General features: G+C 33.3%; 23 protein-coding genes. 20 read left to right on the top strand and 3 right to left on the bottom strand.

Annotated elements, in window-relative coordinates:
• Positions 1-54: 54 nt before the first annotated feature.
• The gene (locus WR164_RS06995; RefSeq protein ID WP_286136816.1) at positions 55-1,617 is read right to left on the bottom strand and encodes a bifunctional metallophosphatase/5'-nucleotidase; all 1,563 of its coding nucleotides are present in this window, start codon (positions 1,615-1,617) and stop codon (positions 55-57) included.
• A gap of 313 nt (positions 1,618-1,930) precedes the next feature.
• On the opposite strand from WR164_RS06995, the gene spx reads away from it, so the two are divergent.
• The 7 genes from spx (at position 1,931) to WR164_RS06960 (ending at position 6,547) form a co-directional block, all read left to right on the top strand.
• On the top strand, positions 1,931-2,329 hold the full coding sequence (spx, locus tag WR164_RS06990) for a transcriptional regulator Spx (RefSeq protein WP_286136815.1): 399 nt from the start codon (positions 1,931-1,933) through the stop codon (positions 2,327-2,329).
• 142 nt (positions 2,330-2,471) lie between these two features.
• Positions 2,472-3,269, top strand: coding sequence for a Cof-type HAD-IIB family hydrolase (locus WR164_RS06985; RefSeq protein WP_286136922.1), 798 nt, complete (start codon positions 2,472-2,474; stop codon positions 3,267-3,269).
• A 48-nt stretch (positions 3,270-3,317) separates the two neighbouring features.
• Positions 3,318-4,232, top strand: a complete 915-nt coding sequence (locus WR164_RS06980; RefSeq protein WP_286136814.1) for a putative bifunctional lysylphosphatidylglycerol flippase/synthetase — start codon at positions 3,318-3,320, stop codon at positions 4,230-4,232.
• 139 nt (positions 4,233-4,371) lie between these two features.
• The gene (locus tag WR164_RS06975) at positions 4,372-4,992 is read left to right on the top strand and encodes a YdhK family protein (RefSeq protein ID WP_286136813.1); all 621 of its coding nucleotides are present in this window, start codon (positions 4,372-4,374) and stop codon (positions 4,990-4,992) included.
• A gap of 200 nt (positions 4,993-5,192) precedes the next feature.
• Entirely contained in the window at positions 5,193-5,801 is a 609-nt protein-coding gene (locus tag WR164_RS06970; protein WP_286136812.1) for a hypothetical protein, read from the top strand.
• Positions 5,802-5,811: 10 nt separating this feature from the next.
• Positions 5,812-6,099, top strand: coding sequence for a hypothetical protein (locus tag WR164_RS06965; protein ID WP_286136810.1), 288 nt, complete (start codon positions 5,812-5,814; stop codon positions 6,097-6,099).
• 154 nt (positions 6,100-6,253) lie between these two features.
• Positions 6,254-6,547 carry a hypothetical protein gene (locus WR164_RS06960; protein ID WP_286136809.1) on the top strand — a complete coding sequence of 98 codons (294 nt, stop codon included), beginning with the start codon at positions 6,254-6,256 and terminating at the stop codon, positions 6,545-6,547.
• A 67-nt stretch (positions 6,548-6,614) separates the two neighbouring features.
• On the opposite strand, the gene WR164_RS06955 is transcribed toward WR164_RS06960, so the two are convergent.
• Positions 6,615-7,106, bottom strand: a complete 492-nt coding sequence (locus tag WR164_RS06955; protein ID WP_286136807.1) for a DUF6568 family protein — start codon at positions 7,104-7,106, stop codon at positions 6,615-6,617.
• A 302-nt stretch (positions 7,107-7,408) separates the two neighbouring features.
• On the opposite strand from WR164_RS06955, the gene WR164_RS06950 reads away from it, so the two are divergent.
• A complete protein-coding gene (locus tag WR164_RS06950; protein WP_286136806.1) occupies positions 7,409-8,605 on the top strand; it encodes an aminotransferase-like domain-containing protein in 1,197 nt (398 codons plus the stop codon).
• A gap of 70 nt (positions 8,606-8,675) precedes the next feature.
• On the opposite strand, the gene WR164_RS06945 is transcribed toward WR164_RS06950, so the two are convergent.
• Positions 8,676-9,437 carry a sulfite exporter TauE/SafE family protein gene (locus WR164_RS06945; protein ID WP_286136805.1) on the bottom strand — a complete coding sequence of 254 codons (762 nt, stop codon included), beginning with the start codon at positions 9,435-9,437 and terminating at the stop codon, positions 8,676-8,678.
• Positions 9,438-9,626: 189 nt separating this feature from the next.
• On the opposite strand from WR164_RS06945, the gene WR164_RS06940 reads away from it, so the two are divergent.
• From WR164_RS06940 to WR164_RS06885, 12 genes are all read left to right on the top strand, one after another.
• A complete protein-coding gene (locus WR164_RS06940; protein ID WP_286136804.1) occupies positions 9,627-11,099 on the top strand; it encodes a peptide MFS transporter in 1,473 nt (490 codons plus the stop codon).
• A gap of 105 nt (positions 11,100-11,204) precedes the next feature.
• Entirely contained in the window at positions 11,205-12,110 is a 906-nt protein-coding gene (locus WR164_RS06935) for a C40 family peptidase (RefSeq protein WP_286136803.1), read from the top strand.
• Between the two features lie 89 nt (positions 12,111-12,199).
• Positions 12,200-13,033, top strand: a complete 834-nt coding sequence (locus WR164_RS06930) for a C39 family peptidase (protein WP_286136802.1) — start codon at positions 12,200-12,202, stop codon at positions 13,031-13,033.
• Between the two features lie 100 nt (positions 13,034-13,133).
• Positions 13,134-14,006, top strand: coding sequence for an SPFH domain-containing protein (locus tag WR164_RS06925; protein ID WP_286136801.1), 873 nt, complete (start codon positions 13,134-13,136; stop codon positions 14,004-14,006).
• Between the two features lie 269 nt (positions 14,007-14,275).
• Complete coding sequence (locus WR164_RS06920) at positions 14,276-14,608, top strand: helix-turn-helix domain-containing protein (protein ID WP_286136800.1); 333 nt, start codon at positions 14,276-14,278, stop codon at positions 14,606-14,608.
• 31 nt (positions 14,609-14,639) lie between these two features.
• Entirely contained in the window at positions 14,640-15,524 is an 885-nt protein-coding gene (locus tag WR164_RS06915; RefSeq protein ID WP_286136799.1) for an ABC transporter ATP-binding protein, read from the top strand.
• Positions 15,514-16,254, top strand: coding sequence for a DUF2705 family protein (locus WR164_RS06910; protein ID WP_286136798.1), 741 nt, complete (start codon positions 15,514-15,516; stop codon positions 16,252-16,254). The genes WR164_RS06915 and WR164_RS06910 overlap by 11 nt, the downstream gene beginning before the upstream one ends.
• 23 nt (positions 16,255-16,277) lie before the next feature.
• Positions 16,278-17,045, top strand: coding sequence for a DUF2705 family protein (locus tag WR164_RS06905; RefSeq protein WP_286136797.1), 768 nt, complete (start codon positions 16,278-16,280; stop codon positions 17,043-17,045).
• A 51-nt stretch (positions 17,046-17,096) separates the two neighbouring features.
• Positions 17,097-17,789 carry a DUF4097 family beta strand repeat-containing protein gene (locus WR164_RS06900; RefSeq protein ID WP_286136796.1) on the top strand — a complete coding sequence of 231 codons (693 nt, stop codon included), beginning with the start codon at positions 17,097-17,099 and terminating at the stop codon, positions 17,787-17,789.
• A gap of 95 nt (positions 17,790-17,884) precedes the next feature.
• Complete coding sequence (locus tag WR164_RS06895; RefSeq protein WP_286136795.1) at positions 17,885-18,520, top strand: DUF4097 family beta strand repeat-containing protein; 636 nt, start codon at positions 17,885-17,887, stop codon at positions 18,518-18,520.
• 202 nt (positions 18,521-18,722) lie between these two features.
• Positions 18,723-20,126 carry an amino acid permease gene (locus WR164_RS06890; RefSeq protein WP_286136921.1) on the top strand — a complete coding sequence of 468 codons (1,404 nt, stop codon included), beginning with the start codon at positions 18,723-18,725 and terminating at the stop codon, positions 20,124-20,126.
• Positions 20,127-20,313: 187 nt separating this feature from the next.
• The gene (locus WR164_RS06885) at positions 20,314-22,500 is read left to right on the top strand and encodes a glycoside hydrolase family 65 protein (RefSeq protein WP_286136793.1); all 2,187 of its coding nucleotides are present in this window, start codon (positions 20,314-20,316) and stop codon (positions 22,498-22,500) included.
• Positions 22,501-22,506: the final 6 nt, after the last annotated feature.

Below are 22,506 nucleotides of genomic sequence, written 5' to 3'. Positions count from 1 at the left end.
CAAAAAACTAGCTAATTTAATTAGCTAGTTTTTATTTGGATCAATTTATAATGTTCATTTAATGACTTTAAAATTATGATTATTAGTTGCATTGATCACAGGATGTTTGACTAAGTAGTCTGCAATGGTGTGACTCATTGTGACTGAATTCCTTTTGATTACCTTTTGATTAGAAAACATCGTGAAATCACCACCACCAGCAGCACGGTATTGATTTAAAACAATTTTTAATTCTTGGTCATCTGAAACAGGTTTACCATGATATGTTAGTTTAACGACCCGATGATTAAGCGGTTTAGATGCGTTAATCACATAATCAATGCCTTCATACATATCATAATTATAATGCCTTGGTTTTGGATATAAATAATCCTTACTGATGGTAATTTTGCCGTTTCGGACATCAAAATACTGAGCGCTTTTTTCAATCGCAGCTTTTAAATCCTTTCCCGTAATTTTAACTAGTGCTAATTTATTGGGGAAAATATAATTAGTAATGATGTTTCGCATCGTAATTGGGTTTTCAAATCCGTGGGCTTCATTATTGAATAAAGCGGTAGCTGATATATCTGCACCCATTGTTTCCATTTGGACTTTTTGAATGAATTCAATGTAATTAGTTTCATGGGTTCTAGCTTTAAAGGCATCGTTAAATTCAAGACTACCGTTAATTTTAGCTAATGGCTTGTTTAGCCAGGCTTCAACTTGATTTTTTAGGGGGTGGATTTCTTTAACAATTGATTGATCAGGTTCATATGTATCAGTTTTGATTAAATCAGGCTGACTATCAATGACCTGCCAATGTTGACCCTGCTTTTTAAGGTCCAAGGTGATTCTTCCGACATATGCACCACGGTGGCCAGCCTGAATAAATGGAACGCCAAATAAATGATCATGCAAAATACGGTGTTGGTGACCGCTGACCAAAGCATCAATGCCTTTAACATTCTTTAAAAGGGAATAGCTTTCATTTTCTGATTCATTTTCGTTTCTAATGACTTCAGTTGGTTTACCGTTCATATCACGTTCAAAACCACCATGATATGCAACGATGACAACATCCGCTTGCTTTCTTAAAATTGGGATGTATTTCTTAGCGCATTTAACAACGGAGATAAATTTTAAGCCAGCAATATTAGAAGGACTTTCCCATTTGGTAGCACCCTGAGTGGTAACACCCAAGATTCCAACTTTGACGCCATTGATATTTTTAATATCATACGGTTTGCCAAGTGGGTGGTGACCGTCTTGATCAATCACATTGGCACATAAAAATTGGCGTTTCGAATCGCGAATGGTATTTTTTAAGTAATTTAATCCGTAGTTGAATTCATGGTTACCAACGATTCCATAATTATAATGGATCAAGTTAAACGCATCGCAAAGCTGTTTGGCAGATTTTTGATGCTTAATTTTAGCCATGTAATAAGTCATCGGCGAGCCTTCTAAAAAATCACCATTATCAATGGTGATGTTATTAGGATGTTTCCCTTGCTGTTCCTTAATACATGAAGCAGCCCGTTCTAATCCAAAGGGCATATTAGCGTTTGAATTAACATAATTAGTAGGTGAAACGTAGCCATGGGTGTCACTTGTGGCCAAAATTGTTAATTTCATCTATTCCACCTCCATTTTATAATTTAACTCGTTTAATAAAAATATCATAATAAAATTATAATCTTATTTCAAGGAAGTGTAAACGCTTTTTCTTTAGCAGTTTGAAAATAAAGTGCTAAATGGGCATTGACTATCTAAAAAAGTATGATAGTATTTAGGTAAGTTATGGATATCTAATGCATAATATATATCTGTAGCGATGCGGTATGGACGAACCGCAGGTAATAGTGAGTTGTTATTACAACTTTGCATGTTTCCTAATACGTACCATAGTTTTGGTAGTTCATTTTTATGAACGTTAGGAGTGGTAAATATGTTAAATCTTTATGTCGCACCAAGTAGTGCATCTAGTCGTAAAGCAAGGGCTTGGTTAAAAGCTCATAATATTCCATTTAAGGAACGTAACATTAATTCAAATCCTTTAAATGCTGACGAAGTTAAAAATATTCTTCGCTTAACCGAAAACGGTAGTGAAGATATTATTTCAACCCGTTCCAACATTTACAAGAAGTTGAACTTAGACCTAGATAATCTCTCTGTTTCACAATTAATCAACTTGGTTGTAAAATACCCTGATTTAATTAAACGTCCAATTATCTTTGATGGCAAACGCCTAGAAGTTGGATATAACGAAGAAGAAATCCGTCGTTTCTTACCTCGTAAAGTTCGTGAAGCAGAACTCCACAAGTTGGAAATGGAACTTGGCGCATAAGCTCAATCGGACCACAATTGAATATAAAATTAAGATTAAGCATTAATTTCTAAATGAAATTAATGCTTTTTTTTGATATTGCGTAAAATCTGATATAATTTGAGTTATATATTACGTCCTGGGAGGGAAAATATTGATAAAAATGATTGCACTTGATTTGGATAATACACTTTTGAACCGCGATAAAGTGATTAGCCATTTTAACGAAAAAATTTTAAGACAATTACATCGAAACGGGATTAGAATTGTTTTATGTACTGGTCGGCCACTTAAGGCGGTGGAGCAATATATTGATCAATTGGGATTAAATACTGATTTTGATTTTACCATCACTTTTAATGGTGCCTTAGTACTTAATAATGCAACTAAGAAAATTTTGTTTAAACATACATTAGCAAAGGAAGATTTCAGAAGCCTTTATCAATTTGCTAAAAATCGAGCATTGGCCCTTGGTATTCTAGATTTCAAACGGGTTTATCCAATCATTGGATTGAAAGAAGCTCATTTTAATCAACATTTACGCGATGTTTTACAATTCGTTCCAACTTCTTTTGATGATTTAAAGGATATTGGATACAGCAAAGCATTGATGCCGGATAACGACCCTAAAAAATTAGATGATGTCCAGCAAAATTTGCCGGAAGATATTAAGAACCGTTACCACGTGGTTAGATCCCAGCCCCATTTAATGGAATATTTGGCGCCAAAGATGGATAAAGCGGTCGGCTTAGCAGAACTTTTGAAACATCTTCATTTGAATTTTGATCAATTAATGGCATTTGGGGATGCAGAAAATGATGCTGGCATGATTAAGAAAGCTGAAAAGGGAATTGCGATGGCCAATGCCCAACCTGAAATTAAATCAATTGCGGATGATCAAACGTTAACTAATGATGAAGATGGCGTCGGCGTTTATTTGAAGCACTATTTTAATCTTTAATCACTGAAAGGAAGAAATATCATAAAAACATTAAATTCATTCATTAAAGTGTGTACAGATTTCTTTGAACGGCATGAGAAGGTTTTAAAACGGGTCTACATTGGATTAATTATTATTTTTATTCTCTATGCCATTTACTCAATCCATGGTCAAATTTCTTGGCCACATTTTATGGAAGCAATGCATTCATTATCAATCACTAAAATAATTATTTTAGTGATTTTAGGAGCGTTGGCGGTGACACCAATGTTTGTCTATGACTTTATTTACGCTAGCAAGACGAATTTGCATACGTCCAAACCAGAGTTAATGACCAGTAGTTATATTATCAATACTTTTACAAATATTGGTGGTTCCGGTGGGGCAGTTGGAGCAAGTTTACGAGTTTTCCTATTTGGTAATTTAGAATCGAACGTTGAAACGGTGAAGATTATCGCCCAAATTGCTTTATTCACACTTTCTGGCTTGGTTACAAACGATCTTTTAGCCATCGTATTATACTTCACCAACCACCTTTCGTTTAATATTGCGATGCAATTAGTCTTGTACTGCTTCCCGCTCTATATTATTGTGCCATTCTTCTTGAAAAATAATACGATGAAGAAAAAAGATGTGATTAAAATTTTAATTGGTTCGACCTTTGAATGGCTTGCTTGTTTGGCATTCTTCACCAGTATTGGATTTTTCTTAAACTATCATTATGATATCGTTGGCGTCTATGTTGGGGTCGTTTTAGCCGGAATTATTGGAGCCATTTCATTAATTCCTGGTGGTCTAGGAACCTTTGATGGAACCATGATTCCAACTTTACATCTAGTGGCTGGATTAAGTCTAAACCAATCTTTACTCTGGGTTGTGATTTACCGGTTATGCTACTACATTATTCCGTTTTTGATTGGGTTAGTTCTATTGGCTGGTAAGGTCATTAGAAGAAGAATTCAATCTACTTCCGCTAAATCATAGTTGCAGATTTTAGGAAGGTTTTAGTTGATTTTTATTTTGAAATCATTAACATTAAGAATGTAAATATTAATTGTAATATTTACATTTTATTTAGCCACTTAGTTTACATTTGTAAACATATCCATGAGGAGGAATTATGATGAAAATGAGTCGTTCATTAGTTAAGGTATCTACTGCTGCTGGTTTGCTACTATTGTTTTCAACACCAGCATTTGCAAGTTCCAAGAAAGCTTCACATATGTCAATGCATCATGAAAAGACAATGCGAATGAGTCATAAAAAGAGTTCTAAGAAATCAATGAGCTCAATGGGTAACATGAATATGAACATGGGTTCTAAATCTTCATTAAAATCTTCATTGAAGGGCTTAAAGGTTGCTAAACACCCGAAGTTCAAGAAGGGTGAACGAGTCATTTCATTAGCTAATCATATGATGGGCATGAAGGGTGCTAAGGCAACGATTGTTAACGCTTATAACACTAAATTATATGAAGTTGATTACAAACCAACCACTGGTGGTAAAGTCGTTAAGAATCATAAGTGGCTAGTTAAATCTGAATTGAAGTCTAACCATAATGCCTTGAAGGTTGGTACAAAAGTTACCTTGAATACTGATCATATGAAAGGGATGAAGGGTGCTAAAGCTAAGATTGTTGCCATCCACAAGGGACCTGCATACATGATTAACTACAAGCCAACTACTGGTGGCAAGGTCGTTAAGAATCATATGTGGTTAGTTCAAAGTGAAATTAAGAAATAATTAATGATCTGAAATAAAGTAAATCCCTAAAGTTGGACAATAAATTCTCTGCTTTAGGGATTTATTTTTTGTGATTTTAGACACTATTTGAAGAATAAAATTATTTTAGAAAATATTAATAATTTGCTTAACAAATAATCATTTTATTGTTATTATTTAATAAAATAATTATAAAATTATTAGGAAGGGAAGAATTAATCATGAATTCTTTATATGTTAAACATAAATTTTTCCATTGTACACTTTTTCTTATTGCATTAATAACGTTTGTTACGCCAATAATGTATTCTAGTAGTATTATTCATGCCGATGAAGTTAATAATACAAGTAATGATAGCAATACGAATATTGTATCTCAAGATACTTATAATAAAGCAATCAGCGGTTTAGCTATTGGACTGCAAAAAGTTTATAATATTAACCATAAAAATAACTCAAATTTCTCTGAAGAAGATGCTGCAAAAGGATTATTGGAATATTCATCTACTAATTCTAGTTTAACTAATCAAAATCCTTATTACATATCTGCTTTTTCTGCGAAAAATTTTGGTAATTGTCTTTTTAAGAAAATGGGTATATATTATGCAAAATCATTTGTTACGAATGTTTTTAATAAACAGGTAATACGGGCTTTAAAGTCACATGCCTGGAAAGTAGCATCTGCAGTGATTATGAATAATATTAAACATAAATTAACCAAGAAAATTGCAAGAATTTTAATAAAAGCTATTGCTAAATATGTATCTCCATATTTTGGATGGACATCATTAGCTATATGGACTGGTGAATGTTTATGGAGAACTAGGTAGATGATTTTTAATGTTTAAGATTAAAAATAACACTAAGAAAAAAATAAAAAGAAAAGTTAATCATCCTAATTACATTAAATCTTTAATTATTATCAATTCATTAGCTATTTTTTGTATTGTTGGATTTAATTTAACTTATGATATTGGTCCAGCCTTACTTTTTAGAGATAATTTAAGAGATGCTTTTAATGATTTTGTAACTGATAATAAATTATTAGGCATTCCCGTTTTGTTATTTATAAACGTATGCTCAATATCATCAGAAATATATGATTTATTAAAAAAATATAAAAAATAGAATAATGAATAAAGAGAGTTTGAAATAAATTCCTAAAATTGGACAATAAATTGTCTATTTTAGGAATTTATTTTCTTATTATTTTAACTTTGGTTTTAATTTTTATAAATGATAAGGATAAATAAATATTATTTTTAAAAATAGGTGATTTAAGATGTTTAAAATTAATAATAAAACTAAAAAAAGATTAAAATATAAATGGAATCACCCTAGTTATTTGGGTTCTTTAATTTTTGCAAATTTGTTAGTTATTTTTTGCATTATTATATTTAATTTAACTTATGATATTGGTCCAGTTTTACTTTTTAGAGATAATTTGAAGGATGCTCTTAATGATTTTGTAACAGATACTAAATTATTAGGGATTCCGGCTTTAATTTTACTTAATGCTTATTCTTTATCATTACAATTTTATAAATTGATAAAAAATCATGTAAAAAATAAATAATGAAAAAATTAAATCTAAACAAAAGATCACAATTTAATAATAAAAATTAAATTGTGATCTCTTATTTTTAATATGAAATTTTACTATAAATAAATTTAAGATTCTTCATTGTAAATCCATAGCCTACAAATGAAAATTTATAGTTAATTTTACCATTTTTAATAGGCATAATAGTGGGAGTTGCAAATAATTTTAGTTTATAATTAGCAAATTTATAAAATCCATTTTTTATATCTTTGTGACTTATTTTATCTAAATCTAAGTAAAAAAATTTTTTATGATATATATTATTAAATCTTTTTAGTAAATGAGATGAAGCTCTGCAGTATTTACATTCTTTATATCCAATAAATAAGATAAATGATTTTTTTCTATTAATTTTTTTCTTTAATTCTTCGTATCTTATTTTATTAATATTTTTTACATTCTTATTATAGTTACGTTCACTAACGTTTGGAATATTATGATTATTATCAGCATATGATTTATTAAAATTTATTGACATAAATGCTAATAATAACATTATTGATATACATAGAGATTTATAAATAGTTTTCAAAATAAAATCAACCCCTTTTTATTATAATAATTCATTAATTATTGTAATTCAATAATTTTAATAATATGGTATTTGTCTATTTAAAAATTGTTAATGATATTATTCTTTATTATTCTCTAAAATATTTTTAAGATAATTCTCATTAAGACGCAAATTTATTTATATACTTTTTATTTGCCTAAAATGAAAATAAAATTAAATAATTATTAAAATACCATTGACATTTTATTACCGTTCTCTTATTATATATTTAAATCACATATAACATTTGAATTTGATTTACATATTTAGGAGGATTTATCATGAAATTTAATTTTTCCGAACGCGTACCAAAAAATGATGACGATGCAGTTGGTAGTATCTTAAAGGCTGCGGTTGATCCAAAGGTTATTTCATTAGCCGGTGGGTTACCATCACCAGATTTATTCCCAGTCAAGGAACTTAAGAAGGCTGCCGATGAAGTTTTTGATAACGATGCTAAAGAAGCTTTACAGTATGGACAAGCTGCTGGTTATGAAAAATTAAGGGAACAAATTGCTAAGATGACAAGAGAACGTGGCGTTGATTGTACAGTTGATAACGTTGCGGTTACCACTGGATCTGAACAATCGATTGATTTAGTTGGGAAATTATTAGTTAATCCTGGCGACACCGTTTTAGTTGAAAAACCAACGTATCTTTGTACCTTAGATGTTTTAAGAAGTTATGGCGCAAAATTAGTTGGTGTTGATATGGATGCTGATGGAATGCGGGTTGATTCATTAAAGCAAGCATTGAAAGAGCATCCAGATGCTAAAATGCTTTATACGATTCCTAACTTCCAAAACCCAACTGGTCATACGATGCCAAACGACCGTAGGGAAGCATTAGAAAAATTATTAGCTGCCCATAACGTCGTTGTTTTAGAAGATGACCCGTATGGAAAGATCAGATATACTGGTAAGACTCAATATCCAGTTAAACATTTTGATCATACTGGTAACGTTATCTACATGAGTAGTTTCTCAAAGTTCTTGGTTCCCGGCGTTCGTTTAGGTTGGATGGTTGCTGATCCAGCATTCATGAAGAAATTACTTCCCATGAAACAATCTGCTGATTTACATTCCGATAACTTATCACAATACATCGTTTCTAGATACCTATCTGAAAATGATGTTCAACCACATGTTGACCAAATCTGTGCTCTTTATAAGAAGCGTGCTAATACAATGATGAAGGAATTGGATGCTAAGTTACCGAAGGGCGTTACCCATAGTGTTCCTGAAGGTGGGATGTTCCTATGGGTTAAAGCTCCAGAAACGGTTAATACCGTTGACCTATTCAAAGAATGTATCAAGCACCACGTTGCTTTCGTTCCTGGTGCACCATTCTATCCAAACGAGGTTACTCAAGGAACATTCAGGTTGAACTTCTCAAACGTTGATTCAGCTACCATCAAAAAGGGTGTCGACAGGCTCTGTGATGCATTGAATGAATTCATGACTGCCAAGCAAAAATAAAAAATTAAACGATTAATAAAGACAAATAAAAAGCGATGAATTTAATTCATCGCTTTTTTTGTGTCCCATCTTAATATGCTTGAATAAATAAAATCACGGCAAGGACAAAGGCCCCAATACCAACAATGGTTGTTAAAACTTTATGGGGAACCCGCCTAACAATCTTTGGTCCAATATAACCACCAATAAATAGTCCTAACCCAAGTGGAACTACTAACACCCATTGAACGTTGGCATTAAATGCGTAGACCACCATTGCTAAAAGGTTTGCTGATAATGCTGCCACGTTTCGAATTGCATTATAAATTGGGTACGGTTCATTGGTTGTTTTCGATAGTGCAGCAATCATAACTACTCCAGCGGCAGCACCAAAGTATCCCATGTAGGCTCCCATTAATAGGAAGACAATCGTTGCAATGACTTTCATAGTAGGGCTAACTTTTCCAGTATGCTGTCCATCATCTTTGCTTGGCCATAAAATTGTAACACCGGCAAAGAAAATGAAAAATGGAACGATCTTAGCAAAGGCCTGGTTGGATCCCATCAATAGAAGGGATGTACCAACAATACTGCCAAGAAAAGTCATCGTCATCGTAAAGACCATTTGTTTAATATGACCCCTTAATTCACGGATGGAGGATAATCCAGCACCCATTCCGTTAAAGATGACCGATGACGTATTAGTTACGTTTGCGACAACGGGTGATAAACCACCAAGATATAATAGTGAAGGATAAGTGACCAGTGAGGCCATTCCAACACTACTACTGATAATGCCGGCAACAATGCCGACGGGAATAAATGCCAAGATTTGCCAAATTGCAAAATGCATTTAATCAACCACTTCCTAAAAATTAGTATAATATTTATAATTATACACTTGATATTATAAATCAGTAAAGTAAATTAAAATTTGTTAATAAATCTTACACATCTGTTGCTATATGATGAACTGATATAGTAAAATATTAATTGTCTTTACTTTGCAGTCTTTATTTTTAAATTGAATAGGAGAATTTTTATGAAAAAACAGACTCCCAACATGGATACGGCATTCTTAGGACATCCCAAAGGATTATCAACACTGTTCTTTACTGAAATGTGGGAACGTTTCAGTTACTATGGAATGCGCGCCATCCTACTATTATATATGTACTATGCGATTAACCAGGGTGGACTAGGGTTAGACCGTGGACTTTCAATGTCCATTATGTCCATTTATGGTGCACTTGTATATGTATCTTCCGTTGTGGGTGGTTACATTAGTGACCGGATTTTAGGCAGTCGTCGCACCGTCTTCTATGGTGGGATTTTGATCATGTTTGGTCACATTGCATTGGCATTGCCACTGGGATTAACGGCACTATTTACCTCCATCGTTCTGATTACTTTGGGAACCGGTCTTTTAAAGCCCAATGTTTCTGACATGGTCGGTGATCTATATGGACCTAGTGACACCCGTCGTGATGCCGGTTTTACCATCTTTACATTTGGGATTAACCTTGGCGCATTAATTGCACCGATAGTAGTCGGCTGGTTAGGCCAGAATGTTAATTTCCATTTAGGCTTTTCACTGGCTGCAATCGGGATGTTCTTCGGACTATTCCAATACGTGGTCGAAGGTAAAAAGACCCTCAGCCAGCATGGTATGAAACCAGGTAACCCCATTCAATCGAATGAATTAAGGGGAATTATTACCAAGGTTATTTTAGGAATTATTGCACTGGCAGTGATCATCTTCATCATGAGCCTTAATCATGCTTTGAACATTGCCAATATCATCACTTTGATTACGATTATTACTTTACTATTAACGGTCGTATACTTTGTGATTATGCTGACTAGTAAAAAAGTTGATTCAGTGGAACGCTCACATGTTTGGGCCTACATTCCATTATTTATTGCTTCCGCGATTTTCTGGGCGATTGAAGAACAGGGCTCCAGTATTTTAGCAATGTTTGCTGCTACCCAAACCCAGAACCACGTTTTGGGCCTAACAATTCCAGCATCATTTTACCAGACTTTGAATCCGCTTTTCATTTTGATTTATTCACCCATCTTTGCTTGGTTATGGGGTAAACTTGGGAAACGGCAACCTGGTTCACCGGTTAAATTCTCAATGGGAATGGTGATTGCTGGTTTATCATACGTTTTCATGGTAATTCCAGTTGTTATGTTTGGTACTAAATCACTAGTCAGTCCATTATGGTTAGTCGGCAGTTGGGCTATCATTGAAATTGCGGAAATGTTAATTTCACCAGTTGGTTTGTCGGTAACGACTAAGTTAGCACCGAAGGCATTTTCATCTGAAATGATGAGTATGTGGTTTTTATCCGATGCAGTCGGGCAGGCTATTAGTTCTCAAATCGTTGGCTCCTACTCTCAAAATGAAGCGATGTACTTTGGCATCATCGGACTGCTTGCCATCGTTGCCGGTTTAATATTAGTTATGTTTGTCAAACCACTTAAAAAATTAATGCAGGGCATTCGCTAAAATGTTTGAAAACATCCTTAATTATTAGGGGTGTTTTTTGTTTGGCAAAATCATTAAAATATATTATAAATATGATAAGATAATGACAAAGGGGTGTGAATAATAATGAGGAAAAAGATATTTTTAATGTCGACAGTATCACTTGGCATTTTGCTTTTTAGTGGGGCTGCATTGTATGAGGCACAATCAAAATCAACGACTGCGAACACAAATGTTAAGACCCATCGCGTGGTTAAGAAGCATGCTAAGCAATCTACTAAGGAAAGTAAGAAGAAATTTCAAAATCCAAAGCGTTATTACCAGGTTCAATATCAGCAAATTAAACCTGACGGCAAAATTGGCTACACTGTTAAACCAGGATTTGAAGGCATCAAGACCTATAAAATCATGAAACGCTTGGGAACTTATAATGGTTATAATAAGTATAATTCAACAACTTACAATGCCGTCAAAAATTTCCAGCGTCGTCACCATTTAAAAGCAACCGGTGATGTTGATCAAAAGACCTGGAATAAATTAGGTTTGAAGCCAAGCCAGTTTAAATCAATCGATAGCTACGTGGCACCAACAACGAAAGCAAAAACAAGGTGGGGTCACATTGAAGCCATGATTAAGCAAGCTTATCGCTACAAGGGTAACCCATACTTAGTTGGATCATCTTCTAATCCAAGTTATGGCACTGATTGTTCTGGTTTAGTCATGCAATCATTATATGCCGGCGGAATTAATCCAGCACCCATTAGTTCGATTCACCATGCTTATCCAGGTAACGAATGGAATTCTAGAAATTTATTCGCAAGTAAGAAATTCAAACACGTTTCATACGCTAAGAAGCGTCGTGGTGATTTGATTTTCTACTACCAACCTGGCACTAGCACTATCTGGCACGTTGCCATTTACTTGGGTCATAATAAAGTAATCGAAAGCTGGCCACCAAAGACAATGGTTTCACCAATTCGGGATGCTCAACGTTCTGATATTGCTGGCGTTGCCCGTCCATTTGTTGATTAATAAATAAATCAAAAAGAAGATTATTTTAAAAAATGAAACAAAAATTAATATTTTTATTTATAATTAGTTTTAGTATGGCATTTTTATTGATGACTAGTGTAGGAGCTTACGCTGATGATACGACCGCTAATGGTAGTAATCAGAATCAGACGACATCCAATCAGCAAGTTAAAAATCATCCTTCGCAGAAATATCAGGCCATTATTAAGTACCAGAAAATTAACTACGATTTAAAAGTGAAATCCGGTAAGTATGCAGTTTACTCATCTGGAGCACCGAGAACTTCTCAAGATAATATGAAGCCAATGTATCATACTCAAAAATTTAGCCACCGGATTATTCAAGTTGAAGCGATTGAGCAAACTGCTAATGGAACTTGGCTTCAATTTCGGACGAAGCATGCGAAGGGTTGGTTAAATGCCAATGCCTTTTATCATAATGCCCGTTGGTTAAATGTTCCGTTGATTTCACAACGGCCACAATTGCCGACTGGTTGTGAAATGACGGCGGTCACGATGATGTTACGCTATGCTGGCGTTAAAGTTAATAAAATGCAGGTTGCAAAAGCAACGGTAAGAAGTAAGAATCCCAACAAAGGATTTGTTGGTGATCCAACGAAAGCTTCTGGCTGGTACGTTTTTCCAAAGGGAATTGCGCCCGTTGTTAAGAGATATTTACATCACGTTAAGAATATGACTGGTGCTCAAATCAAAAATTTAAAACAGCAGATTAACCGTAATCATCCGGTAGTTGTTTGGGTTGCTAATTTTGATGGCTTTCCTAACCATGCCGTCACAATGAATGGTTATGATGCCACCCGGATTTACTATAATGATCCGTGGAAGAATAAACGAACCAGCATGAATGCAAATGAATTTAATGGTCATCGTAAAAAAGATGCATATCGCACTTTAAGTTACTAAAATTAATTAAGGGATTGGATGCTTTCCAATCCTTTTTGTTTTCGGATTAATTTTGATTAATTGTATAATGGAATTACCTTAATATGAAAGGGTGAATTGTATGCACGAAAAGAAAGCTTTTTACATCAGTGGTTATTTAATGCTTGCGGTTAAAATTATCGGGGTGTTAATTGGAATTGCATTAATTGGTTTAGGAGCCATGGATCGAACAAATTTAACTTTGATTGTGATTGGTGCGATTGTCTTTCTGTTGGCTTGGATTGTGACTGGAAGATTGGTTACAATCAATCCGAATGAATCAGCAATCGTTACTTTTATGGGAAAATATATTGGAACCATTAAACAAAATGGATTCTTTATGACCTATCCACTAGTCAGTACCGAAAAAGTTTCATTAAGAATTCAAAATTTTAATAGTCCGACCATTAAAGTCAATGATGCCGTTGGTAACCCGGTGGATATTGCGGCTGTCATTGTTTATCAAGTTCAAGATACTGCGAAAGTTAGATTCAATGTTGATAATTACGAACGGTTTATTCGCTTGCAAAGTGAATCGGCAATTAGACACATTGCTGGTGAATATCCATACGATAATTTTGATAATCATCATACAAAGACTTTACGTGGGAATGCATCTGACGTTTCCGCTGCTTTAACGAGAGAATTGCAAAGCCGTTTGGATAAGGCCGGTCTAAAAATTCTAGAAACTAGAATCACCCACTTAGCTTACTCGACCGAAATTGCTAGCGCCATGTTACAGCGTCAGCAAGCTAGTGCTGTCTTGTCTGCTCGAAAAATTATCGTTCGCGGTGCGGTTTCCATTGCTGAAAATGCAATTGATAAACTTGAAAAGGATAATTCAGTTCAATTATCTGAACAACAAAAGGCCCGAATGATCAATAACGTTTTAGTATCCATCATTAATGAACGTGGGACTCAAAATGTGATGAATACTGGCAGTGATAATAGTTAGTTAAAATTGAAATGATTTTTAGATTGTCCATGAAAAATGGGCAATCTTTTTTTGTGGTTAAATCTGCTATCAATACTGTAATAATAGGTATGCAACCATTAGTTGACACTAATGCTCTAAGGATTATCGTGACGTTTGATGTGATTGGTGTGATGATGAAAATGAATTGAAATTTAAGTAAGGAGTGATGCTTAATCATTGATGTAATGAATAATTCACATGTAGTAGAATTAAAAGTACTACATTTAAATTAAAGGGGAATTTTAAAAATGATTTTAGGAACCAGAATTAAAGAAGAACGTGAAAAACATTCAATGACGCAAAATGAGTTAGCAAGGGAACTGAATGTTAGCCGTCAAGCCATTTCTAAATGGGAATTAGGTACCGCTTATCCAGATATTGAACGTTTAATTCAAATTAGTGATTTCTTTAACGTTAGCTTAGACAGTTTGATTAAAGGTGACCAAAATTTAAAACAAAGCATCATCATTGATGACCATTCATCTTCGGATTTTTGGTATTTTATGAATCGTAAAGGATGGATTTTGGCAATTATAATTATATTCTTTCTTTGGATGATGGTTGTGGTTGCATTTGGCTAATTAAAAATAATATATAAATCGAGTGATATTAATGGTAAAAGTAAATAATATTAATGTTTTTATGGGGAAGAAACATATTATTAAAAATGTTTCTTTTCAAGTCAAACCTGGAGAAATTGTCGGTATTATTGGTCCTAATGGTGCTGGAAAAACTACTATAATGAAAACGATCCTTGGATTATTAAAATTTACCGGTAAAGTTAGTGTTGCTGATCGAAATGTGACTGAGGATAACCACCGGGCTCTATCTAAAGTGGGAGCACTAATTGAGAATCCAGCTATTTACCCGTTTTTAACAGGATTACAAAATCTTGAACTATATACTGAAGATAAAAACAGCATGAAAACGGTAGTCAAACAATTAAAAATGCAAAATTATATCAAAAGTCGTGCTAAAAATTATTCATTAGGAATGAAGCAAAAATTAGGAATTGCAATGGCGTTATTGAATAATCCAAATTTTGTGATATTAGATGAACCAATGAATGGATTAGATATCGAATCCACCATTTTAGTTCGAAAATTAATTAAACATTATGCTGAACAAGGAACATCTTTTTTGATATCTAGTCATATTTTGAGTGAATTACAAAAAATTATGACTAGAATTGTAATAATTAATGAAGGAAATCTAATCATTAATAAAAATATTGATGATTTTAAAAACATTAATCATAGTCGCTATAAATTGCTAACTAATAATCAAAAAGAATCCCAAAAATTACTTCAAGAAAAAGGGATGTTGGAAAGTCAGTCGAATAAATATTTACTTGTTAATGAAAAAAATATTTTTTCTATTCAGAATTTACTTTATAAGAATAAAATTCAGTTATTGGAATTAGCACCTCAACAGATTGACTTTGAACAGTTGGTTGTTAGATCTTTAAATAAGAAGGCCGAAGAAGATGAAATTTAGTTTACAGCAAGAATTCTATAAATTTAACCATCAAAAAATATCATTTTATGGCTTAATTATTTTACTTATTTTGATGATTTATAGTGCATTTTCAAATAAAACTAGTACAGATACGATTATTCAAAATTTTGGTGCTGGACAATGGTTAACAATTATTGTAATTACAATTAGTTCTACTTTTTTATCAATGGAATATACTAATAATACAATTCTTACATTATTTTATAAAAGACCAAATAAATTCGTAATTTATTTTTCTAAATTATTTGTTTTAGTGATTTACAGTGCAATCTCATTAGTTTTAAGTGTTTTTGTAACTTTTATTTTAAAAGAATTAATTGTTGGCGGGCAGTATCACTGGAGTGATTTAGTAAGTGCTCTATTTTTAAATGTTTTGGGAACATTTATTTATTTGATGTTTATTATTACCCTTGCGCTTCTTTTAATTTCTGTATTTAAGAATAATGCTGTAGTAGTTGGCTTAGGATTATTTAATTCATTTTTAGGTGCATCCCTATCTAGTGCAATTATGAGTGACTTTCCCGGATCTATTTCGTTATTAAAATGGAATCCCTTTAATATGATTTATATCATGAATCAGTTATCATTTCCGAAAGATTTTATCAAAATTTCTTATTTAAGTAATTTGCAAATAATCATAGCTAATATTTTTTATATCGTATTATTTGGTTTATTAGGATATTCAATGTTTAAAAAACGAAGAGTTTAATAAAAATAAGAGGGGTGAATTGAATGTCTTCTGATTTATATCGTGAATTTTTTAAATTATTGCATCGAAAAGTTAGTTGGTTTGCACCATTATTAGTTTTATTTATGATGTTGGCAATGGGCTTATCGGAAGGTAAAAGTCAGCCGCAATTACTTATAATGACTAATTTTGCTTCTAGTCAGGTTATTTTATTAGCCTTAGTTATTGTCGCTTCAAGTATTTTTTCAATGGAATTTCAAAATAAAGCAATTCTGAATGTACTATACAGATCTCCAAATAAATTCCAAGTTTTTTTCTCTAAATTAATTGTTATATTTATTTATAATGTTGCACTTCATTTAATAACAATATTAGTTACCGTTATTTTATCCTTAACACCGCTTATAGATAAAGTATCGTGGACATCTGTATATCAACATCATCAATCATTATTATTAAACATGTTTGCCACTGTTGGCATCGATTTAATAACTTCTACATTTATCATAAGTATCATTTTTATGATTTCTTGTATGATAAATAGTAATGCAGTCGTTGTTACTGTTAATATGATAATTATTTTTATGGGAGCTTATGTTTCTTATAATTTTTTACTTCAAAATAATCATAATTTATCTGGCATTCTCAAATGGAATCCATTTAACATGGTTAATTTAACTCAACAATATTATAATAATGCTATGGCCAGCGACACAAAACTAAGTATTGAACAATTAATTATAGCAACGTTTTTATACACAATATTATTTTTGTTTGCTGGTTATGCTATCTTTAGAAAGAAACGGTTTTAATTATTGTGGATGCAGTAGAGTTTAAAATTTGTTAAATACGGGATGACTTGGATGTTAAAGAAAATTTTATTAGTAATTTTATTTATCTTCATTATTTTGGCTGGAATCGCTACATACAATACCATTCATGATGGCACAACCCATCAAACATATAATTTAAAGGGAGAAATTTCAACGTTGAGTTTAGTTGATGATGCTAGTGACGTTCAAATCAATGCTGGGAATCAAAATCAAATCCAGGTCACAAAAAGTACTGGGGACACGATCAAGCCCGTTTTAAGTCACGGCAATCTTGATTTTACCCACCAAAATCATTTTGACTTCTTTAAATTAATTCGGTTTGGCAGCAGTGGCTCTAATATTATAATCACACTGACGAAGCACGAACTAAAAGAATTATATTTACATAATTCTGCCGGTGATACCACGATCAATGGTATCAATATCAAATCCAGTAATATGCATTCTAGTGCCGGGGACGTTCATATTTTGAATTCCAGGCTGGATCATACAATTTTGAAACATAGTGCGGGGGATTTAGATGTTGATAATTCAACACTAGGTGCTGATGATAACTTTCACAGTTCAGCCGGTGATAATACATTTACCGGGTCTAAATTTCAATACGGTTATCATTTAAAATCAACAGCTGGGGATAACAGTCCTTCTAATCATTCGAACCATTTTGATGAAGAAAAAGGGACAAAAATATCATCCGCTGCTGGCGATAATACCATTCAGTAAAGTAATGATTGCATTTTTCCGCTTGGAAGAGTATTCTTAACTTAAATATTAAAATTTAATTAAAAACATACTAATAAAAGAGGATGGTGATCAGATTGCTTTCTACCAATCGAAAAACAGAAGAAACCTATCAATTAAAATCAGACGTGTTATCAATTCAAATTAAAACGAGCTCATTCAACGTTAAAATTAAGCCAGGAAATTCTAACCAAATTAAAATTATTAAAAATAATTCTTTCCGCATTAAGGCTTCATTTAAAGAAGGGCATTTAAAAGTGGTGGATCATCATCCAACTAGAACGGGCTTCTTTCACCCCACATTTTTTGATGTAAATAACAATGCGATCATCATTACTTTGAAGCAGAATCGTCTGCAAGATCTTTATTTAAATAATGCCGCTGGGAATGTAAAATTAGAAAGTCTAGAAATTAATGGTGGTAAAATTACTTCTAATGCTGGTAATATTCAAATCATTAATTCTTCGATTAAAAATACTAAAGTTAGTTTGGATGCCGGTAATGTTAAAATTATTTCATCAATTTTAGGAGAAAACGATCAAGTGAAAAATTCTGCTGGAATTAATACGTTCGTAAGTTCTAAATTTGTTTATGGTTATTCGCTCTCGATTTCAATTGGCGTTAATCGGATATTGAGTAATGAGCCTAACAATTACGATTCAGATTTAGGGACGGTAATTACCAATAGCGTTGGAAATAACATTATTAAATAATTAATTAACCGTAAGGCTGTTAGAAACACTAAACAGTTTTGCGGTTTATTTTTGTCTTTTCTGCATTGAGAAGATTATAATTGAAATTGGTCATGAATTAATGATATATTAGTGATATGATATTTTTATTGTTAAGTTATTTGACAATCGAAACCAATTTTGAAGAGGTGTTAATATGACAAAAGATAATGACGGAAAGAAACTGGAACGTAACTTAAGCTCCCGCCATATGCAGATGATTGCCCTCGGGGGAACCATTGGAGTTGGGCTCTTTATGGGATCTGCTTCAACGATTAAATGGACGGGACCTTCAGTTCTATTAGATTATGGTATCGCTGGAATCATTTTGTATTTAATCATGCGTGCGCTTGGTGAAATGCTATATGTTCATCCCGTTACCGGATCATTTTCACAGTTTGCTACCCATTATATGCATCCGCTTTTTGGTTTTCTAACCGCTTGGAGTAATATTTTTCAATGGATTTTAGTTGGAATGTCAGAAGTGATTGCGATTGGAACTTACTGTAATTTCTGGTGGCCCCATTTACCAGGATGGATTCCGGGTGTAATCGCAATTGTTTCACTATGTATTGCTAATTTACTTTCTGTTAAATCATTTGGTGAACTAGAATACTGGTTTTCAATGATTAAAGTGGTTACCATTATTGCCATGATTTTAGCTGGATTTGCAATGATTATCTTCGGTTTTGGTAATCATATGCATCCAATCGGGATTAGTAATCTTTGGACCCACGGTTTCTTTGCCGGCGGTTTGAAAGGCTTTTTATTTGCACTATCAATTGTTTTGGCATCATACCAAGGAATTGAATTGATTGGTGTAACCGCTGGTGAAGCTGATAATCCAAAGCAAACCATTGTTAAATCAATTCAATCCACCATCTGGCGAATTTTGATTTTCTACATTGGTGCTATTTTTGTGATTGTTAGTATTTATCCTTGGAATGAATTAAATGGTTCTAACTCACCGTTTGTTGAAACTTTTGCTAAAATTGGGATTACCGGTGCAGCTGGAATCATTAACTTCGTTGTTTTAACGGCCGCACTATCTGGATCCAATTCATCGATCTACAGTACGAGTCGAATGGCGTACTTACTTGCTCAGGAAGGGCGTTTGCCAAAACGGTTCTTAAAGGTTAATAAACACGGGGTTCCTTACTATGACGTGATTGCCATTTCATTTGGAATCTTTTTAGGAGTCGTTTTAAACGTGATTTTACCAATGTTCTTCAAGAGTGCTAGTGACATCTTCGTCGTTGTATACAGTTCTAGTGTTCTTCCTGGAATGGTGCCGTGGTTCGTTATTTTAGTTAGCCAACTCCGTTTCAGAAAAGAAAACCCAGAATTAATGAAGCAACATACGTTTAAGATGCCGTTCTCACCTTACAGTAATTACATTGCACTATTTTTCTTAGCATTAACCCTTGTCTTTATGACTATGAATCCTGAAACTCAGATCCCGTTGATGGTTGGGGTTGTCTTCTTGGTTATTATGACAATTGTTTACTATGCTAAATTCAATACGAAGGATAAATTATTAAAGGCTGAAAAAGCTGCTGATGCAGCAAATCATAATTCTGAATATTAAAATTAAATTATGAATATTTAAATATTAAAGAGGTTCCCTGGTGTTTTCCAGGGAACCTCTTTTGTTGAATTATCGCGCCTAACTGCCTACCATAAAAGTGAGGAAAGAAATAAATTCACAATATGCATAGTTTTATATTTTAATGATTTATGTACTATGTCATTGACTTTGAAAGGAAGAGATGAGCATGGAAAGGATTACTTTAAATGACATTGCAAAAGTTAATGATCCAATGTACGTTGCCACCATTTTTTCACTTGGTAATGGTCATTTAGGTGTTCAAGATGTTAATCCAATTGGTGATCAACATCCCTTAGGCACCTTGGTAAATGGTTTTTATGAAACTAATCCAATCCACTATGGCGAAGTGGCCAAAGGCTATGCTAAACAACACCAAACTATCGTTAATTTACCTAGTCTACGTAAAATTGATGTTAAGACAACCGATGGTTATCCATTTAACCACAGTAAATTAATTCAAGATGAATTAGATTTAAAATCTGGGATGTTATCAGAAAAATATCTTCTATCTAATAATGAACGGCACCTTTCAATTTACATGAATGTTAATTCGGTGATTGACCAACAAAATACCGGTTACTATGGAATTAGATATCAATTTGAACCCGGTAATTATTACGGTAAAATCGTTGCTGAAAAAGAAATCAAAACCTCTTTAGACAGTCATGATGATAACTATGAAAAGGCTAATCAAATTGATCCAAGAAAGGCACGAAGCATTAAAACCGTTGATATTACGCCAATTGTTGCTAATCCTAAAATTAAAGCATGGACCATTCGAACTCAACATTCTCGTTTAGGATTAATGGTTAAAGTTTATTCTGAATATAATGATTTTAAACGGGTCTTGGATTTATCCGATTCGAAACAACCTAAATTATCCTACGACTTTTACATTGGCAAGATTCATAATTCAACATTGCCAAAATCAGTTGATGAAATTAACAATGAAATGTTTGAACAGATTGCCCAACATAGCCAAGACTATTGGGACCATGTTTGGCAACAAAGCGAAATCAAGATTGATAGTAATGATAAATTAGATTTAGCCCTTCACTATAATCTCTTTCAAATTAATCAAGGCGCCGGGCGTGATGGATTAACTAACGTTCCATCAAAAGGGCTTTCAGGACCTGGTTACGAAGGCCATTACTTCTGGGATACTGAAATGTATCTATTGCCTTACTTTATCTATACCAACCCGAAGATTGCTAAACAACTTCTAATTTATCGTTATAATGTTCTAAAACCAGCAATTCAAAGGGCCCGTACAATGGGCATTAAGCATGGTGCATTATTTGCTTGGCGCACGATTAATGGGCAGGAAACTTCAGCATACTATCCAACGGGAACCGCTGAATACCATATTGATGGCGATGTTGCTTACGCTGTTAGCGAATACTTTAATGTTACCCATGATTTAGATTTTCTAAAACGTTATGGATATCGTATTATTTTAGAAACTGCTCGTTTCTGGGCTAACTTCGGAGCTTTCAGTGAGGTCAATGGCAAACATCGTTTCCAGTTCTTTACCGTTACTGGACCTGATGAATATACGATTTTAGTTGATAATAACTATTACACTAACCGTTTAGCTAAATATAATATGCAGTTAGCTTATGACATGGGAAATTTAATTGCTAAAAAGGATCCGGCATTCTTGAACCAAATGGGAACTGACCAGGATGAATTAAACCAGTTAAATGATATTGCCCATAACGTTTATTTGCCATATAGCAAATCAAAACGAATCAATGCACAGGATGACAGCTTCTTAAAGAAACCGTACTGGCCAAAGTCAGCTCCAAAGGATCATCGTCCATTAATGATGTATTATCATCCGCTAACCATTGGTCGTTTCCAGGTTGCTAAACAGGCTGATACAATGTTGGCTGAATTTCTATTTCCACATGATATTTCAAACGAACAATTAAAACGTGAATATGATTATTACGAAAAAGTAACTACCCATGATTCATCACTATCCCGTTCGATTTTTGGTATTTTGGCAGCCCGTTTAAATGATATGAAAAAAGCATATTCATACTTTACAGACACCGTTACAATGGATTTAACCAATTTACAAGGCAATACTGCTGATGGTTTGCACCTTGCTAATTTAGGTGGGACCTGGATGTCAATTGTTCAGGGATTTGCTGGAATGCAAATGAAGAATGATAAATTGGAATATAATCCTAAACTTCCAAAGGAATGGAAACAATATAGTTTTAGACAGGTATTTCGTGGTAGGGTGATCGAAGTTCATGTTACTCATCAAGGGACTCAATTGAAATTGATTTCAGGACAGCCACTCTCTGCCTACGTTAATGGTAAACTTGTTGATTTAAGATAAGGGGAT

Origin of the sequence: Philodulcilactobacillus myokonensis, assembly GCF_027923585.1 — a bacterium.
Lineage (GTDB): Bacteria > Bacillota > Bacilli > Lactobacillales > Lactobacillaceae > Philodulcilactobacillus > Philodulcilactobacillus myokonensis.
Note: the sequence above shows the minus strand (reverse complement) of the source record. Positions and strands in the feature narration are given on the sequence as shown.